The 18,759-nt window shown below is 48.0% G+C and carries 9 protein-coding genes, 1 tRNA gene and 3 rRNA genes; 1 reads left to right on the forward strand and 12 read right to left on the reverse strand.

The window, feature by feature from the left end; genetic code table 11:
• Window positions 1–28: 28 nt before the first annotated feature.
• From disA to MKY44_RS25685, 11 genes are all read right to left on the reverse strand, one after another.
• Window positions 29–1,105: a DNA integrity scanning diadenylate cyclase DisA gene (gene disA, locus MKY44_RS25635; protein ID WP_047841130.1), complete on the reverse strand. Its 1,077-nt coding sequence runs from the start codon at window positions 1,103–1,105 to the stop codon at window positions 29–31.
• Window positions 1,106–1,118: 13 nt separating this feature from the next.
• The gene (gene radA, locus MKY44_RS25640; protein WP_036671578.1) at window positions 1,119–2,486 is read right to left on the reverse strand and encodes a DNA repair protein RadA; all 1,368 of its coding nucleotides are present in this window, start codon (window positions 2,484–2,486) and stop codon (window positions 1,119–1,121) included.
• Window positions 2,487–2,758: 272 nt separating this feature from the next.
• Window positions 2,759–5,221 carry an ATP-dependent Clp protease ATP-binding subunit gene (locus tag MKY44_RS25645; protein WP_036607223.1) on the reverse strand — a complete coding sequence of 821 codons (2,463 nt, stop codon included), beginning with the start codon at window positions 5,219–5,221 and terminating at the stop codon, window positions 2,759–2,761.
• A 185-nt stretch (window positions 5,222–5,406) separates the two neighbouring features.
• A complete protein-coding gene (locus tag MKY44_RS25650; protein ID WP_341009108.1) occupies window positions 5,407–6,477 on the reverse strand; it encodes a protein arginine kinase in 1,071 nt (356 codons plus the stop codon).
• A 28-nt stretch (window positions 6,478–6,505) separates the two neighbouring features.
• On the reverse strand, window positions 6,506–7,030 hold the full coding sequence (locus tag MKY44_RS25655) for a UvrB/UvrC motif-containing protein (RefSeq protein ID WP_036607138.1): 525 nt from the start codon (window positions 7,028–7,030) through the stop codon (window positions 6,506–6,508).
• A 31-nt stretch (window positions 7,031–7,061) separates the two neighbouring features.
• On the reverse strand, window positions 7,062–7,523 hold the full coding sequence (locus MKY44_RS25660) for a CtsR family transcriptional regulator (RefSeq protein ID WP_036607135.1): 462 nt from the start codon (window positions 7,521–7,523) through the stop codon (window positions 7,062–7,064).
• Window positions 7,524–7,983: 460 nt separating this feature from the next.
• Window positions 7,984–9,159: a GNAT family N-acetyltransferase gene (locus MKY44_RS25665; protein ID WP_341009110.1), complete on the reverse strand. Its 1,176-nt coding sequence runs from the start codon at window positions 9,157–9,159 to the stop codon at window positions 7,984–7,986.
• A 179-nt stretch (window positions 9,160–9,338) separates the two neighbouring features.
• Window positions 9,339–9,455, reverse strand: a 5S ribosomal RNA gene (gene rrf, locus MKY44_RS25670).
• A 143-nt stretch (window positions 9,456–9,598) separates the two neighbouring features.
• Window positions 9,599–12,526, reverse strand: a 23S ribosomal RNA gene (locus MKY44_RS25675).
• A 210-nt stretch (window positions 12,527–12,736) separates the two neighbouring features.
• A tRNA-Ala gene (locus MKY44_RS25680) sits at window positions 12,737–12,812 on the reverse strand.
• A gap of 108 nt (window positions 12,813–12,920) precedes the next feature.
• Window positions 12,921–14,473, reverse strand: a 16S ribosomal RNA gene (locus tag MKY44_RS25685).
• Together the 16S, 23S and 5S rRNA genes with 1 tRNA gene alongside form the textbook arrangement of a ribosomal RNA operon.
• Window positions 14,474–15,071: 598 nt before the next feature.
• On the opposite strand from MKY44_RS25685, the gene MKY44_RS25690 reads away from it, so the two are divergent.
• Window positions 15,072–16,445 carry a molybdopterin-dependent oxidoreductase gene (locus MKY44_RS25690; protein WP_341009111.1) on the forward strand — a complete coding sequence of 458 codons (1,374 nt, stop codon included), beginning with the start codon at window positions 15,072–15,074 and terminating at the stop codon, window positions 16,443–16,445.
• A gap of 133 nt (window positions 16,446–16,578) precedes the next feature.
• Here MKY44_RS25690 and ligA read toward each other — a convergent pair whose 3' ends face one another.
• The gene (ligA, locus tag MKY44_RS25695) at window positions 16,579–18,600 is read right to left on the reverse strand and encodes an NAD-dependent DNA ligase LigA (protein ID WP_341009112.1); all 2,022 of its coding nucleotides are present in this window, start codon (window positions 18,598–18,600) and stop codon (window positions 16,579–16,581) included.
• Window positions 18,601–18,759: the final 159 nt, after the last annotated feature.

Here is an 18,759-nt window from a genome sequence, read left to right on the forward strand (position 1 = left end):
CATTTCAAGCCTTTATATAGGCAAACCCTTACATCTGTCTGTCGATAAACATTTGCTCCTGCAAACGTTTGAGGCCTTCCTTAATGGTCCGGGCACGAACTTCACCAATACCGTCCACTTCGTCCAGTTCTTCAATTGTAGCCATAATAACATGAGGCAATTGTTCGAATTGATCCACCAGGTTATGGATAATGACATTGGGCAGGCGGGGGATCTTATTTAATACCCGGAATCCACGAGGGGCAACCGAATCCTCTGAAGTAGCCGCTGATGAAGGATAGCCGAGCAGACGGACAATATGATGTGCATCCAGCAACTCATCGTCCGACAATCTTTTCAGTCCCACGATAATTTCACGGATTTTGTCATCACTGTCGTCACGGGCATAGTCTTTATACAATAACCAGGCTTCTTCTTCCGTTGTACCCACAAGCTCTTCCATTTGCATGGAAATGAGTCGTCCCTCATTCCCGAGTTCATGAATGTATCGTTTGATTTCCGTTTTGATCCGCATCACCATTTCGGTACGCTGAATCACATTAACCACTTCAGGAATCGTCACTAGTTCCTCAAATTCAGAGGCACTCAGATTCGTAAGGGACTGTGTTAATACCGCTTTGTATTTCTCCAGGGTTTGAATCGCTTGATTCGCTTTGGTCAAAATAACCCCGATTTCCTTGAGGGAATAACGAAGTGTTCCCTGATACAAGGTAATGATATTCCGGCGCTGTGATATGGATACGACCAATTTACCCGTTTGCTTTGCTACACGCTCTGCCGTCCGGTGACGAATCCCCGTCTCTGATGAAGAGATAGATGAATCCGGGATTAACTGGGTATTGGCGTAAAGAATACGCTTCAAATCCTCGCTAAGAATAATGGCTCCATCCATCTTGGCGAGTTCGTACAGATAGTTTGGGGAGAAATCACAGTTAATTGAGAATCCCCCATCCACCACTTCCATTACTTCAGGGCTGTATCCTACAACAAGCAGTGCGCCCGTCTTGGCGCGCAGCACATTTTCCAGACCTTCGCGGAAAGGTGTACCTGGTGCGATCAGCCTTAACAACTCATTCATATTATCCAGTTGGCTCATATCTTTCATCTTGTTATGCCCCCTAATCTAAAGCAACCGCTAGTGCATCTGCCACGGTATTCACACCGATCAGTTGTATCCCGCGAGGATGTTTCCAGCCCTTTAAGCTTTTTTCTGGTAAAATGACTCGTTTGAAGCCCAGCTTTGCGGCTTCCTTCACTCGTTGTTCGGCCCGTGATACGGCTCGAACTTCACCTGTCAGACCGATCTCGCCAAAGATGACGTCATCCGGCTTGGTCGGTACATCTCTCAAACTGGATGCAATGCTGACGGCAACCGCCAAGTCTACAGCGGGCTCATCCAATCGTACTCCACCAGCCACGTTCAGATACGCATCCTGGGTCTGTAAAAACATGCCCATTCGTTTCTCCAGCACTGCAATGATCAGATTTAATCGATGCAGATCTACCCCTGTTGCCATACGGCGGGGGGAAGGGAAATGGGTAGTCGAGATCAACGCCTGTAATTCCACGAGCAGAGGACGTGTCCCCTCCATACTGGCAACTACCGTTGAACCTGCTACACCCAGTGGACGTTCCGACAAAAAGAGTTCGGACGGATTGCCCACCTCACGAAGTCCATCCTCGCCCATTTCAAAAATGCCAATCTCATTGGTGGAACCAAAACGGTTCTTCACCGCACGCAGCAGGCGATACGTATGATGCCGTTCTCCTTCAAAATAGAGCACGCAATCCACCATATGTTCTAACATACGTGGACCGGCAATGGCACCTTCTTTGGTAACATGCCCCACAAGAACCGTTGCAATGCCTCTGCCTTTGGCAATCCGCATGAACCTTGACGTACATTCCCTTACCTGTGCAACACTACCAGGCGCACTGGTAACTTCGGGAAGATATACCGTCTGAATGGAGTCGATGACAAGAAAATGCGGCTGGATCTGATCCACCGCTTCCTCCACACGTTCCATATTGGTTTCACACAGTACATACAACTCGGCAGAGAGTGCCCCGAGACGGTCTGCCCGCAATTTGGTTTGCTTGACTGATTCCTCACCGGAAACATATAACACACGCAAACCCGAATGCGTCAAAGCATGGGACGTCTGCAACATCAACGTTGATTTACCGATACCCGGATCTCCGCCCACCAGAACGAGTGAACCCGGAACGATTCCGCCACCCAATACCCGGTTCAACTCTCCGATTCCAGTCTGTACACGCGGTTCCTGACCGCTATCTATATCTATGATAGGAAGCGGTTTATCTTTACTGTCAAACAGAGGAGAATTTCTCCCTTGTGTTTTGACCACCGTCTCTGTTTCTTCCACCATTGAATTCCATGACTGACAACCCGGACACTTACCGTACCACTTGGGGGCTTCATAGCCGCATTCCGTACATTGAAACTTGGTTTTAACTTTGGCCACTTCAGCACTCCTATAATTTAATTTTATAACAGCATTTTGCATTATTCGACGAATTTCACCCAAACTCCCTGACGTGCAGGGTTACTAAAAGTTTACCATTGTTTGAGATTTTTCGTAAAGGATTATTGCAAACTTTACACATGTTCCTGACATAATCATGTCCGTCTTCTGTCCAAAGTGCAAAAAATCCTCCCCGGCCGAAGCCGAGAAGGATTTGATTAAGGATTATGGATCAATACAAGCTGAAGTTTAACTCCAAAGCTTGCTAAATATTATTTAGTTTCGATTTCCTCATTGGACGGAACGACCACGTCTTTTTTCGTAACAGACAGTGCACCGTTCTCTTCGTCGATGAGCAATGAATCCCCTTTGGTTACGTTACCTGTGAGCAACTCTTCGGACAATTTGTCCTCGATATGCTTCTGGATTGCCCGACGAAGCGGACGCGCACCGTAAGCTGGATCAAAGCCTGACTTCGCAAGGAAAGACTTGGCATTATCAGTGAGTTCGAAATCGACCTCATGTTCGAGCAGTCGTTTACGAAGTTCTTCACTCATAAGCGTAACAATTTCAGCGATGTGTTTTTCTTCGAGTGAATGGAACACGATAATTTCATCAATCCGGTTAAGGAACTCTGGACGGAAGCTTTTCTTCAGCTCATCCATCACTTTCCCCTTCATGTTGTCATAATCTGCTCCTGCATCTACAACTGCAGTGAAGCCCAGTGTAGAGTTACGTTTGATCGCTTCGGCACCCACGTTGGATGTTAGAATGATCAGCGTATTGCGGAAGTCAACGACGCGACCTTTGGAATCCGTCAGACGACCATCCTCAAGCACTTGTAACAAGATATTGAATACTTCTGGATGTGCTTTCTCGATTTCATCGAGCAGGACTACGGAATATGGTTTGCGACGAACTTTCTCTGTCAGCTGGCCACCTTCTTCGTACCCAACATATCCTGGAGGCGCTCCGACAAGTCGGGAAGTCGAGTGCTTCTCACCATACTCGGACATATCAATCCGGATTACTGCATTTTCATCGCCGAACATCGCTTCAGCCAGAGCACGAGCAAGTTCTGTTTTACCTACCCCTGTAGGGCCGAGGAAAATGAATGAACCCATCGGACGTTTTGGATCTTTAAGTCCCGCACGAGCACGACGAACCGCACGGCTGACAGACTTCACTGCCTCATCCTGACCGATGACACGTTCATGTAGAATAGACTCCAGATTCATCAGACGCTGTGTCTCTTCTTCTTTCAGTTGGTTCACAGGGATTCCTGTCCAGCTGGCTACCACTTGTGCGATATCCTCAGGAGTAACCTCGGAATCGGTGCGACCTTGTTTCTCTTTCCACTGGTTCTTCGTTACATCCAGCTCTTCACGGATTTTTTGTTCCGTATCACGCAGAGCTGCTGCTTTTTCGAACTCCTGACTTTGAACTGCAGCGTCTTTTTCCTTACGAATATCTTCCAGACGGCTTTCCAGTTGTTTCAGGTTTGGTGGGATCGTGTAAGAGTTCAATCTTACTTTGGAACCCGCTTCATCAATCAGGTCAATCGCTTTATCCGGCAGGAAACGGTCTGTAATGTAACGGTCAGACAGTTTAACCGCCTGCACAATTGCTTCGTCCGTAATTTTCACGCGGTGATGCGCCTCATAACGGTCACGCAAGCCGTGCAAGATTTGAATCGCTTCTTCTGGAGAAGGCTGATCTACAGTAATCGGTTGGAAACGACGCTCAAGCGCTGCATCCTTCTCGATGTATTTACGATATTCATCCAGTGTTGTCGCACCGATACATTGCAATTCTCCACGAGCCAGAGCCGGTTTCAAAATGTTAGAAGCATCGATGGCACCTTCAGCTCCGCCTGCGCCAATCAAGGTATGCAATTCGTCGATAAACAGGACAATGTTACCTGCTTGGCGAATCTCATCCATGATTTTTTTCAGACGATCTTCAAACTCACCACGATATTTGGTTCCAGCGACTACAGAACCCATATCCAGGGTCATTACACGTTTGTCGCGCAATGTTTCCGGAATCTCATTTGCAATGATTTTTTGTGCAAGGCCTTCAGCAATCGCTGTTTTACCTACACCTGGCTCACCGATCAATACCGGGTTGTTCTTGGTACGACGGCTGAGCACCTGAATGACACGTTCAATTTCTTTACTACGTCCAATGACTGGGTCCAGGTTGTTCTCTCTCGCATAAGCCGTGAGGTCACGTGCCAGACTGTCCAGCGTTGGTGTGCTGACATTGGCAGGTGTTCCATTATGACTGGATACAGCTTCACTGCTGCCAAGCAATTGCAGCACTTGTTGACGTGCTTTGTTCAGGCTAATTCCCAAGTTATTGAGCACACGTGCTGCAACACCCTCACCTTCACGAATCAATCCGAGCAGGATATGCTCTGTGCCTACATAGGTATGGCCCAATTTACGAGCTTCATCCATAGACAGTTCAATTACTTTTTTCGCACGTGGCGTATATGCAATGTTGGTAGGTTGCTCTTGGCCACGGCCAATCAGCGTTTCTACTTCATCCTGAATTTTTTCCAATCCGAGTCCCAGGCCGATCAGTGCTTTGGCTGCGATGCCTTCGCCTTCACGAATGAGGCCGAGCAAAATATGCTCAGTACCGATGTTATTATGACCGAGACGGACAGCTTCTTCCTGCGCGAGTGCGAGCACCTTTTGGGCCCGTTCCGTAAATCTTCCAAACATCATATCTCCTGCACCTCCATGGTTTTGGATAAAACGAGGGTCATGTAATGAAATAACCGTCGTATTCTTCATATCATTTTTGTTTGCAGCCGTGCTGCGAATAAAGTCATTTGGCATTTGTACATGCCTTATTATATAAAAGCCGCAATGCGGCATGAAACCATAATTCAATACAATATCAGGCTAAACTAGGACTGCTTCGCTGCATTGATCGTATCACGAATCAACTGAGCTCGGTAGATGTCACGCTCATCTGTGCGCATATCTTCCCCGAATGTTTTCTGCAAAAATCCCGGCTGTGTCATCACATTCAACTCATTCATTACAGTAATGGACAGTCCATCCAATAATCCGAGATCCACGCCAAGGCGTACATCCGATAAGCGCTGTGCAGCTTCCTTGGAATCAACAATAGCTGCATGAGACAATATGCCATAAGAACGCATGACCCGATCCGTAATCCGCAGTCTGGAGTCAGTAATTAACCGTTCTCTCGCTGTACGTTCATGACCAATCATCTGTAACACAACACCATGCAGGTTCTCGATGACTTCCTGTTCGGTCTGTCCCAATGTAATCTGGTTCGAGATCTGGAACAGGTTACCCATCGCCTCGCTGCCTTCACCGTATATTCCTCTTACCGTCAATCCCACTTGGGAAACTGCGGTTAGAATACGGCCGATTTGCTGTGTCATCACCAGGGCAGGCAAGTGCATCATAACCGATGCTCTGACACCTGTACCTACATTAGTAGGACAGCTGGTTAAGTATCCTCTGCGATCATCAAAAGCATAATCCACGTGCGCTTCAAAAGCATCATCTATTGCGGAACCTTTCTCCCAGGCTTCTTTCACCTGGAACCCCGGATAGAGGCACTGGATACGAAGATGATCCTCTTCGTTAATCATAATACTGACTGACTCATCCTCACTGAGAATAACCGCACCATTCCTGGATTCATTCGCAAGACTTGGACTGATGAGATGTTTCTCCACCAGCACCCGTTTGTCGAGTTCGTCAATATCGATCAGATCCAACGTATGAAAATCCCCAAAGGCGTGAACGTCATCGTATTGAAGTACTTCGCTCAGCTTATTCAGCACCTCTTCCGATTGCTCATTGGAAGCCAGCATCGGAAACGGAACATGCTGAAGGTTGCGTGCAATCCGGACACGGCTGCTAATGACGATTTCGGAATCAGCCGCATCACTGCGCATCCAGTCGCTGAGCGCCTTCTCTGTAAAGCGCAGATTAGGCATTACGCATCCCTCCTACTCATGACAAACTTTACTCCTGAGCTATTCCTTTTTCAAGTCCTCTGATCTGGTCACGGATCTGAGCCGCCTCTTCAAATTCCTCTTGTGCGATGCTCTCCTGGAGCTCACGCTTCAGATCAGCAATTTGCCGTTTCACCTTGATGCGACCACCAGCTCGTGCAGGCACTTTGCCTACATGGGACGTATTACCATGAACCCGCTTGAACAAAGGATCCAAACGACTGTCAAAATATTTATAACATGAACTGCAGCCAAACCGGCCTATCTTACTAAATTGTGCGTACGTCATACCACACTCTTCACATTGAAGTGCTTTTGCAGGTGGTGTTCCTGCCGACCCACTTTTGCCGGCTGGATCAAAATCAAGCAATCCGGACAACAAGTTGTGAATGGAAAACCCACCTGCTGTTCCAGGGATCATTTCCCCTTTTTCACGGGCACATGACTCACAAATATGGAATTCCGTCTTCTCTCCATTTACGATCTTCGTAAAATGAAGTGTCGCCGGACGTTTATTGCATTCTTGGCACAGCATATTGATGTACCTCCTTTGACCCCGATAGTTTTCATTTACCGAGCAAAGATATTAACATCGCCTTCAACATTCTGGCACGAATTTGATCCCGGTAAGGAAGTTTGACCAATATAACCTCTCTAGATACAGCAGCTCGCATCAACCCGGCTTCCCGCTTGCTCAAGAAGCGCGCTTCTTCCAATTGATAGATCAGACCTTCGGCAGCTGTCTGCCCGATCTCTTCACCAATACTATGGTGCAAATGATTATGCAGAGCTGATTGGGCCGGTAATTCAATGCGCTGTATGCGAACATAACCACCACCGCCGCGTTTACTCTCTACCAGGTATCCCTTCTCGAGTGTAAAACGTGTGCTGATGACATAATTGATCTGGGAAGGTACACATGAGAATTGATCTGCCAGATCATTACGCTGAATTTCAACCATTCCTTCGGGACTTTCATGCAAAATACTCTTCAGATATCGTTCGATAATATCAGAGATATTACGCATCCAATCATCCTCCACTGTCTGAAACGTTAAGTCAATAAGGACCCACACGCCCCCACAGAGTACACCTTCTCTACCCATTTAACCAATCAGGGAAACAGCGAATCTTGCTTCCACAGGTGTGAACAGGAGAGCGAAGGAAGCACGAAGGTCCTTTAATATTCCCTTGATCCTCCGATGAGATGAATCCCGTATATTGGCGATCATGCATCAGATTGTAGAAAGAAAGCTACTTAAGTATTAAACCTTTAGTTGACTTTGACTTTCTTTGACTTTATAACCATTATAGCATATTTTGTGGTTTTGCCAAGTGGGGTCACTATTCATTTTTTACGATTTTACACGAAATATTCCCCAGACACAAAAAAACCTCCCCAAAATTGCTGGAGAAGTCCATTTGTCTTTCAATCACGCCGTATTTCTATATAAGCCAATCAAGTTAAATGGAGCATGCGAATAGTCATCAGAAGAAATCGAGTAAATAGGTTTCCCGTTCAGGAATCGCTTGTTCCAAAGCTTTGATTGCTGTGTTCGGTCCGTGAATTCTTCCGATTCGTGCCATTTCCATTGGTCTGCGATATCCCATCAGCACCGCGGTAAGGGATTGAATATCCACCTTAATGGTCTGATCATCATTAATTGGTTCCGATGTTTTCCATATGGACGCTGTTCCGTTCATTGCCACGTTTAATTGCCATACCCCTTCATTCCACGGAGCGTAGGTATCCTCTACCTGTAGAACAATCTGCACCGGTGAGTCCTGGCTTGCAAATGGATACTGGGATATAAACTGCTCTACACTAACGATACGCGCCATAAAATAAGCTACAATCTCCTGCTGAATCCGTGGGTTATCCAATTGGAAGGCAAGCGTATCACTGGCAGGTGCCTGCAACGTAACTTCCTGGATCATGGAATCATGGTTAGCAATGAAGGTCCACAGCCCTTGCCTAGCCTCTTCATTCAGATAGATGATCTCTTTAATGGTAAATTTATTTTCCTTAACCTCATATAAAAGATAACCTTGTGCTGCATCAGCTTCATCATAATATACAGCCTTCTGGCTGGCCCCATTAACAAGAACTGAATTCTCCCACCTTGCATCATCCCGAACCAGAGTTCCGTTATAACGCTCAGCATAAGCACTGTATACTTCCTTTAATATGCTGAGGCCTGGATCGCCACGCCGAATTGTTCCAGGTGTCGCTTTTTTCAGAGGCAAATGAGCTGTAGGTACTTTATAACGTTTAAATTCAACATACGTCTCCCATCCATACTTCCGATAGAAACCAAAAGAGAATGGATGCAAGAATGATATGCTCTGTTTGTTACGATTCATTTCTTCCAACGCATGCTTCAGCAGACCCGCTACCCAGCCTTTGCGTCTATACTCTGGCCAGGTGGCAACACCCGCAATACCACCCATCTCGAACGTTCTGCCATGAATATAGGTTTGAAAAGGGATAATGTGAAGTTTGGCTCCTAGCTGCCCGTCCTCATATACACCCCATATATCCTGTGACGAGAATTGACTCCTCCGTTTTTCTTTTTGTTCCTCACTCATTACTACTTGAAAAGCATATTCGGAGAGTGCCATCGCCGGTTCAAAATCATCTACCGTCAATTTTTTAATTTCCATGTTGTCCTACACCCCATTCGCTAGAGTTATTATCAATCCAAATCATGGCCTGATATCTGATATATGTACCCCTTAGAGTGTGTCAGAGGATTCTTACAAAGTCAAATAAGAGATGCTTTCGCATCCCCATAAATAAACAAATAAAAACCACCACCGAATAACATCGGCAGTGGTTCTTCGCTTGGCGGCGTCCTACTCTCCCAGGACCCTGCGGTCCAAGTACCATCGGCGCTAGAGGGCTTAACGGTCGTGTTCGGGATGGGTACGTGTGGAACCCCTCCGCCATCGCCACCAAACGCGATTTATCGAAGCATAGCTTCTTAAAATCAGATATGGAACTGAAAATCATACACACGTTCTGTGATGTACCAATTTTCATTTCAGAGATCATTCTCTGAAAACTAGATTCGAAACGAAACACGCGAATTACAACTTGCTATTGGATAAGCCCTCGACCGATTAGTACTGGTCAGCTCCATGCATTGCTGCACTTCCACCCCCAGCCTATCTACCTCGTCGTCTTCAAGGGGTCTTACATACTGGGAAATCTCATCTTGAGGGGGGCTTCACGCTTAGATGCTTTCAGCGTTTATCCCGTCCGTACATAGCTACCCAGCGGTGCTCCTGGCGGAACAACTGGTACACCAGCGGTACGTCCATCCCGGTCCTCTCGTACTAAGGACAGCTCCTCTCAAATTTCCTACGCCCACGACAGATAGGGACCGAACTGTCTCACGACGTTCTGAACCCAGCTCGCGTACCGCTTTAATGGGCGAACAGCCCAACCCTTGGGACCTACTTCAGCCCCAGGATGCGATGAGCCGACATCGAGGTGCCAAACCTCCCCGTCGATGTGGACTCTTGGGGGAGATAAGCCTGTTATCCCCAGGGTAGCTTTTATCCGTTGAGCGATGGCCCTTCCATGCGGTACCACCGGATCACTAAGCCCGACTTTCGTCCCTGCTCGACTTGTAGGTCTCGCAGTCAAGCTCCCTTATGCCTTTGCACTCTTCGAATGATTTCCAACCATTCTGAGGGAACCTTTGGGCGCCTCCGTTACTCTTTAGGAGGCGACCGCCCCAGTCAAACTGCCCACCTGACACTGTCCCCGCACCGGATTACGGTACCAGGTTAGAACCTAGATACGATCAGGGTGGTATCCCAACGTTGCCTCCACGCAAGCTGGCGCTCACGTTTCAAAGGCTCCCACCTATCCTGTACAAATCGTACCCAAATTCAATATCAAGCTGCAGTAAAGCTCCATGGGGTCTTTCCGTCTTGTCGCGGGTAACCTGCATCTTCACAGGTATTAAAATTTCACCGGATCTCTCGTTGAGACAGCGCCCAAGTCGTTACGCCATTCGTGCGGGTCAGAATTTACCTGACAAGGAATTTCGCTACCTTAGGACCGTTATAGTTACGGCCGCCGTTTACTGGGGCTTCGGTTCACAGCTTCGGGATTGCTCCCTAACCACTCCCCTTAACCTTCCAGCACCGGGCAGGCGTCAGCCCGTATACTTCGCCTTACGGCTTCGCACAGACCTGTGTTTTTGCTAAACAGTCGCTTGGGCCTTTTCACTGCGGCCCCCTCGTGCTATTCACACTACCGGGGCACCCCTTCTCCCGAAGTTACGGGGTCATTTTGCCGAGTTCCTTAACGAGAGTTCTTCCGCGCGCCTTAGAATACTCTTCTCGCCTACCTGTGTCGGTTTGCGGTACGGGCACCTTCACCTGGCTAGAGGCTTTTCTTGGCAGTGTGAGATCATGACCTTCGCTACTACAATTTTCGCTCCCCATCACAGCTCAGCCTTACAATGTGCGGATTTGCCTACACATCAGCCTTACTGCTTAGACGGACATCCATCAGTCCGCGTCACTACCCTACTGCGTCCCCCCATTGCTCATAACGGCTTACGGTGGTACAGGAATTTCGACCTGTTGTCCTTCGACTACGCCTTTCGGCCTCGCCTTAGGTCCCGACTTACCCTGAGCGGACGAGCCTTCCTCAGGAACCCTTAGGCTTTCGGCGGATCAGATTCTCACTGATCTTTTCGTTACTCATACCGGCATTCTCACTTGTATAATGTCCAGCGCTCCTTACGGTACACCTTCAACCCTTATACAACGCTCCCCTACCCCTGATGCAAAGCATCAAGCCATAGCTTCGGTGGTGTGTTTAGCCCCGTTACATTTTCGGCGCAGAGTCACTCGACCAGTGAGCTATTACGCACTCTTTCAATGGTGGCTGCTTCTAAGCCAACATCCTGGTTGTCTGTGCAACTCCACATCCTTTCCCACTTAACACACACTTGGGGACCTTAGCTGATGGTCTGGGCTGTTTCCCTTTTGACAATGGATCTTAGCACTCACTGTCTGACTCCCGGAAGTAAGTCTATGGCATTCGGAGTTTGACTGAGCTTGGTAACCCTTGCGGGCCCCGCACCCAATCAGTGCTCTACCTCCACGACTCTGTTTTCCGAGGCTAGCCCTAAAGCTATTTCGGGGAGAACCAGCTATCTCCGAGTTCGATTGGAATTTCTCCGCTACCCCCACCTCATCCCCGCATTTTTCAACATGCGTGGGTTCGGGCCTCCAGTGCGTGTTACCGCACCTTCACCCTGGACAGGGGTAGATCACCCGGTTTCGGGTCTACGTCCACGTACTCAATCGCCCTATTCAGACTCGCTTTCGCTGCGGCTCCGGCTCTTCACCTTAACCTTGCACGGGAACGTAACTCGCCGGTTCATTCTACAAAAGGCACGCCATCACCCCTAAAACGGGCTCTGACTTTTTGTAAGCACACGGTTTCAGGTTCTATTTCACTCCCCTTCCGGGGTGCTTTTCACCTTTCCCTCACGGTACTGCTTCACTATCGGTCGCTAGGAAGTATTTAGCCTTGGCAGATGGTCCTGCCGGATTCATACGGGGTTTCACGTGCCCCGCACTACTCGGGATCCGTCTCGGAGGGAACAGACTTTCAACTACAGGGCTTTTACCTTCTTTGGCGGGCCTTTCCAGACCTCTTCGCTTAACCGGTTCCTTTGTAACTCCATGTGAGACGTCCCACAACCCCAAAGAGCAAGCTCTTTGGTTTGGGCTTCTCCGCGTTCGCTCGCCGCTACTGACGGAATCACTATTGTTTTCTCTTCCTCAGGGTACTTAGATGTTTCAGTTCCCCTGGTATGCCTCACACTAACCTATGTATTCAGTTAGGTGTAACTGGAAATTACCCCAGCTGGGTTTCCCCATTCGGACACCCCCGGATCAAAGCTTGCTTACAGCTCCCCGAGGCAGTTTCGTTGTTCGCCACGTCCTTCATCGGCTCCTAGCGCCTAGGCATCCTCCGTGTGCTCTTAGTAGCTTAACCATTTTGTTCCGGTTTCGGTCGCTCGCTTCCCTTGGTTTGCTTGCGCAAAGCCAAAAGTCGCTCTCACCCGATACCATCACAAAAGCAATTTAACTACCTTTATACACTTGACTTGTTTACACAAGTTCAGCTTAAAGGAATGTTCTAATTCGCGTTTGTTTCGTTTCGATATCTAGTTTTCAAAGAACAAGCCAAATAGATGAAATTGTTTGGTGGAGCCAAGCGGGATCGAACCGCTGACCTCCTGCTTGCAAGGCAGGCGCTCTCCCAGCTGAGCTATGGCCCCTCAAATTCCATCAAAACTGAACAAATGGATAAGTAACTGTGTTGCTATTGCAGGTTTTAAGAACCTGCTTATTTGAATGTTTCCGTTGCAGGAAACGATTCTCCATAGAAAGGAGGTGATCCAGCCGCACCTTCCGATACGGCTACCTTGTTACGACTTCACCCCAATCATCTATCCCACCTTCGGCGGCTGGCTCCTTGCGGTTACCCCACCGACTTCGGGTGTTATAAACTCTCGTGGTGTGACGGGCGGTGTGTACAAGACCCGGGAACGTATTCACCGCGGCATGCTGATCCGCGATTACTAGCAATTCCGACTTCATGCAGGCGAGTTGCAGCCTGCAATCCGAACTGAGACCGGCTTTGTTGGGATTGGCTCCATCTCGCGATTTCGCAGCCCGTTGTACCGGCCATTGTAGTACGTGTGTAGCCCAGGTCATAAGGGGCATGATGATTTGACGTCATCCCCACCTTCCTCCGGTTTGTCACCGGCAGTCTATCTAGAGTGCCCATCCGAAATGCTGGCAACTAAATATAAGGGTTGCGCTCGTTGCGGGACTTAACCCAACATCTCACGACACGAGCTGACGACAACCATGCACCACCTGTCTTGAATGTTCCGAAGAAAAGGTACATCTCTGCACCGGTCATTCAGATGTCAAGACCTGGTAAGGTTCTTCGCGTTGCTTCGAATTAAACCACATACTCCACTGCTTGTGCGGGTCCCCGTCAATTCCTTTGAGTTTCAGTCTTGCGACCGTACTCCCCAGGCGGAGTGCTTAATGTGTTAACTTCGGCACCAAGGGTATCGAAACCCCTAACACCTAGCACTCATCGTTTACGGCGTGGACTACCAGGGTATCTAATCCTGTTTGCTCCCCACGCTTTCGCGCCTCAGCGTCAGTTACAGCCCAGAGAGTCGCCTTCGCCACTGGTGTTCCTCCACATATCTACGCATTTCACCGCTACACGTGGAATTCCACTCTCCTCTTCTGCACTCAAGTCACCCAGTTTCCAGTGCGATCCGGGGTTGAGCCCCGGGATTAAACACCAGACTTAAATGACCGCCTGCGCGCGCTTTACGCCCAATAATTCCGGACAACGCTTGCCCCCTACGTATTACCGCGGCTGCTGGCACGTAGTTAGCCGGGGCTTTCTTCTCAGGTACCGTCACCTTGAGAGCAGTTACTCTCCCAAGCGTTCTTCCCTGGCAACAGAGCTTTACGATCCGAAAACCTTCATCACTCACGCGGCATTGCTCCGTCAGGCTTTCGCCCATTGCGGAAGATTCCCTACTGCTGCCTCCCGTAGGAGTCTGGGCCGTGTCTCAGTCCCAGTGTGGCCGATCACCCTCTCAGGTCGGCTACGCATCGTCGCCTTGGTGAGCCGTTACCTCACCAACTAGCTAATGCGCCGCAGGCCCATCCCCAAGTGACAGATTGCTCCGTCTTTCCAGTTTCCTTCAGGCGAAGAAAACAATTATTCGGTATTAGCTACCGTTTCCGGTAGTTGTCCCAAACTTGAGGGCAGGTTGCCTACGTGTTACTCACCCGTCCGCCGCTAACTATCCGAGAAGCAAGCTTCTCTTCAAGTCCGCTCGACTTGCATGTATTAGGCATGCCGCCAGCGTTCGTCCTGAGCCAGGATCAAACTCTCCAATAAAGTATTGAAAAGAGCGATAAGCTCATTTTGAATCTGACGATTCATTGTGAATCAAAAGTTACTATCCATTTGTTCAGTTTTCAAGGAACTTGTATGTCCGTTTATGTTGATGTTTGTCAACCGGACAGGAATCTTATCATATCATGTTAACTAACTTACTGTCAACACTTTGTTTTCGTCATCTTTCAAATGATTATGACAATCATTCGTTTGAAGCGACAAGAAATAATATATCACGTAGTGATTTATTTAGCAAGCATTTTTAATCAACCTTTTGATATCATGATATCTTCATCTACGGTGTCTTGTTTCCAACCTGTATTCGACAGATTAGCACATTCTCTGAACCCAGGATGGGATAACGATCCTTGCCCTTCTATTGGTTTGAAGAAAGTGATCCAAAAACTCTATAATAAGGTATATAGATATAGAGATAAGGTTAAGCAGTCAAGTGTACTACTTTCATAAGTAGCCTATGAACAATCCTATAACCATCTCGCATTGCACCTTTACACAGATCACGTACTCCATTCACAGCTAGCTATACATATCAAAGTTCTGAATAAACTCATTACTAAACTATATGGGGTGATCGCACTTGAAACAATGGTTGAAGAACAGACGTAAAGGTTACGGCAAAAAGTTAGTTTCCATCCATGCTTGGAATGCCTGGATTGTTGTGATCCTTGCTATAACAGGTCTTATGCTGGTAGGCGGCTTTTGGCGCGAGATACTCGGAATTGGACGTGTCTGGCTAAAATGGCTACATATCATCGTTGGGCTAGCTATGCTGGCACCCGTAATATATTACTTGATTTTGGCCGGAAAGCACTGGAAACAGCTTCGTAACAGACCTTGGCAAAGGGTGAACACCATCTTTGTTCTTGTGCTGCTGGTAGGCTGGCTCCTCTCGGGTATTGTATTATGGCAGTTCAAGCTGGCTGGACCTCGATGGTCGAATGCTGCACTTTTGATCCATGACCTGCTGACTTGGGTGGGCTTACCTTATATTATCTATCACTCCATCACTCGGACCAAATGGTTAAAGGACCCTGCACGTCGTGCGGTTAAAACCACTACAATTTCAACACGAACTCAACATTCAGCTGATCGATCTGACACAATAATAGATGAAAAAGAAACTCCAGCTGCTATATCTTCTTCCCAATTTGATCGTAGTTCCGAGAGAGATCCCCTCAAATCAGAGGAGCGACCTCAACCGTTGTATACACGACGAGCTTTCATCCGTTCTTCTGTGGGGGTTGGTCTCGCCGTGACTCTTGGTCCTACTTTTATATCCTGGGTAGGACGAAATCTCAAGATCGATAATAGTATTGATAGCATGCTGGAGAACGATCCTAACCGTATGGTTCCTCTGCCACAACCGCTTTCTGCCTCTTCACCTCCCATTGGAGGCGGAGCTGAGGGTCATTTCCGCGTATATACAGTTACGCCTATACCGTCCTTCTCCAATGCTAACTGGTCTTTCCGAATCGATGGATTGGTTGAACGGGCACAGGTTTGGAACTGGGAACAGTTCGTGAAGCTCGCGCGTACCGTACAGGTTAGTGATTTCCACTGTGTAACGGGATGGTCTGTATATAAGAATACCTGGGAAGGCATTTCACTTGCACAGCTTTTGAAACAAGCCGGGGTCAAACCGGAAGCTCATAGTGTGAAGTTTTATTCCGGTGATGGTGTGTATACAGATGCGATTACGATGGATCAAGCACAAATGGAGGATATTATGGTGGCTGTCATGCATGATGGCAAACCCATCCCGGCTGATCTTGGCGGTCCGGTACGGCTTGTCATTCCTCAGATGTATGCCTATAAATCAGTAAAATGGTTAAATCGGATTGAACTCATCGACAGCGAACATATTGGTTACTGGGAAGAGCGAGGATATGATAAGGATGCATGGCTTACAGGCGCATCTCAGCGCATTCCTAACAATTTAAGTGGATCATGATCAGATCAGATAAGACTGGTGAGCGTTCTTTCGTTGTAAAAATAATTCAATAAACAGCAAAAGCCCCCGATCACATATTCGTGTCTTCGGGGGCCTTTTTCTTTTTCCTCATTATGAACTCTCTGATTACACTTTAATCCTGTGGGTTCAAAAGACGTACAAGTTCGTCCTCATCCTCAATCGTTGGAATACCGAGATCATGAGCTTTGGTTAGTTTACTACCTGCCTTCTCTCCGGCAATAACCAAATCTGTCTTTTTCGACACACTGCCAGTCACCTTCGCCCCGAGCGCTTCCAGTCTTTGCGTTGCCTCTTCCCGCGTCAATTGGTGCAGCGTTCCGGTCAAGACGACCGTTTTACCACTGAAGAAGGAATCTTCCACAACAGCAACGGCTGGTGCCTCAGGTGCCTGAGCTTTCACGCCCAAGTTGAGCATTTTCTCAATTGCAGCCTGTGTAAACGGATCTGCAAAAAAGTTTACGATGCTCTCAGCCACGATACCACCAACGTCGGGTAGTTCAACCAGTTCTTCCACGGTTGCATTCATAATGGCGTGCAGATCTCGATAATGATCAGCGAGCATGCGCGTTGTCGATTTACCTGTGTTCGGAATACCCAGTGAGTATAAGAAGGAAGCCAAGTCTCTATCTTTACTAAGCTCAAGCGCAGCGATAAGGTTGTTCGCTTTCTTTTCCCCAAACCGCTCCAGCTTCACCAAGTCATCAAACTGTAACGTATACAGGTCGGCAGGCTCACGCACGTTCAATTCATCATACAGCTGAATCGCTGTTTTCTCACTGAATGTCTCAATGTCCATGGCATCACGGGAAGCAAAGTGGGAAATACGTGCCACCGTTTGTGGTTTACACGCAAGTCTATTGTTACAGAACAGATGCGCTCCACGTTGCTCCAGTGGGAATCCACATGCCGGGCATTGCTCAGGGAAGACGATCTCCTCGCCATCACTTTCCTCCGTCACTTTACCCAGAATCTCAGGAATGACGTCGTTGGAGCGACGGATAAAGACCCGTGTGCCCAGAGCAAACTTCAGATTTTTGCGCTCAATATCGCCGACATTGTTCAAAGTACAGTTCTGTACCGTTACCCCGGCAAGTTCAACCGGTTCTACGCGTGCCAGCGGAGTTACTTTTCCAGTACGACCCACATTCCATACCACAGCGTTAAGAACCGTCGTGGTCTCTTCTGCCTCGAATTTGTATGCCACCGCCCAGCGAGGGAATTTATCGGTATAACCCAACACCTCGCGGGTGCGCATGTCCGTAATTTTGATAACAGCTCCATCGATCAGATAGTCTAGCTGCCCCCGGTTCTCCTGAATCGCAGCCAATTGTTCCATTACATCATCAAACTCATGGAAATAAGTAATCGATGGATTCACTTTGAAGCGGTTCTCACGCAGGAAGTCCATCATCTGCTGATGATTGGCAAATTGAATGTCATCCGAATAACCTACATTATAGAAATAAGCATTCAGTCGACGCTCAGCCGTCGCCTTCGGATTCAGGTTGCGGAGCGCTCCTGCTGCTGCATTACGCGCATTCTTGAGTGGCTCTGCCGCTGTCTCATTGTATCGGTCCAGGACAGACAGATTCATGATGCCTTCACCCTGTACTTCAATCGTACCGCTTGTGTAAGGAATTTTGAGCGGAACGGATCGGATCGTTCTTACCTGTGCCAAAATACCTTCACCTACGGTACCGTTCCCTCGTGTAGAGGCTTGCACCAACTCACCGTTGGTGTATGTCAGGTTCAACGTCAATCCGTCAAACTTCAACTCAATGACATAACCTGGTTCCGGTAAAGGCGTATCGGGATTTTTACTGTTATAGTCGTTAATCAGTTTCAGTACACGGGTATTCCAGCTGCGCAGCTGCTCAATATTCTGTGCTTTGTCCAGACTCCATAAGGAGGATAAATGGCGATGCGGGGTAAACCCCTTGAGCAGTTCGCCGCCCACACGCTGTGTTGGAGAATCTGGCAGAACCATGCCGCTTTCCTGTTCCAGCGTAACCAGTTCATCGTACAGAAGATCATACTCCTTATCGCTGATCTGTGGCTGATCCATCGTGTAGTACTGATAATTATGCTGGTTCAGCTCGGTAACGAGTTGCTCCATCCGGTGCATCGGGTCCATACAGGGCCATCCCTCCGTTAATTTGATCTATGTAGAACGAACACTCCTATTGCACGTAAACTCCGATAACAGAATAACTTTCCGATCGCTGTTATCCACCGGATTTCTTTTAATCCATTTTAAAAGGTGGAAATCCGGGGATATAGGCGAACGCTATGC

This window comes from Paenibacillus sp. FSL R7-0026 (assembly GCF_038004485.1).
Taxonomy (GTDB): Bacteria; Bacillota; Bacilli; order Paenibacillales; family Paenibacillaceae; genus Paenibacillus; species Paenibacillus xylanexedens_A.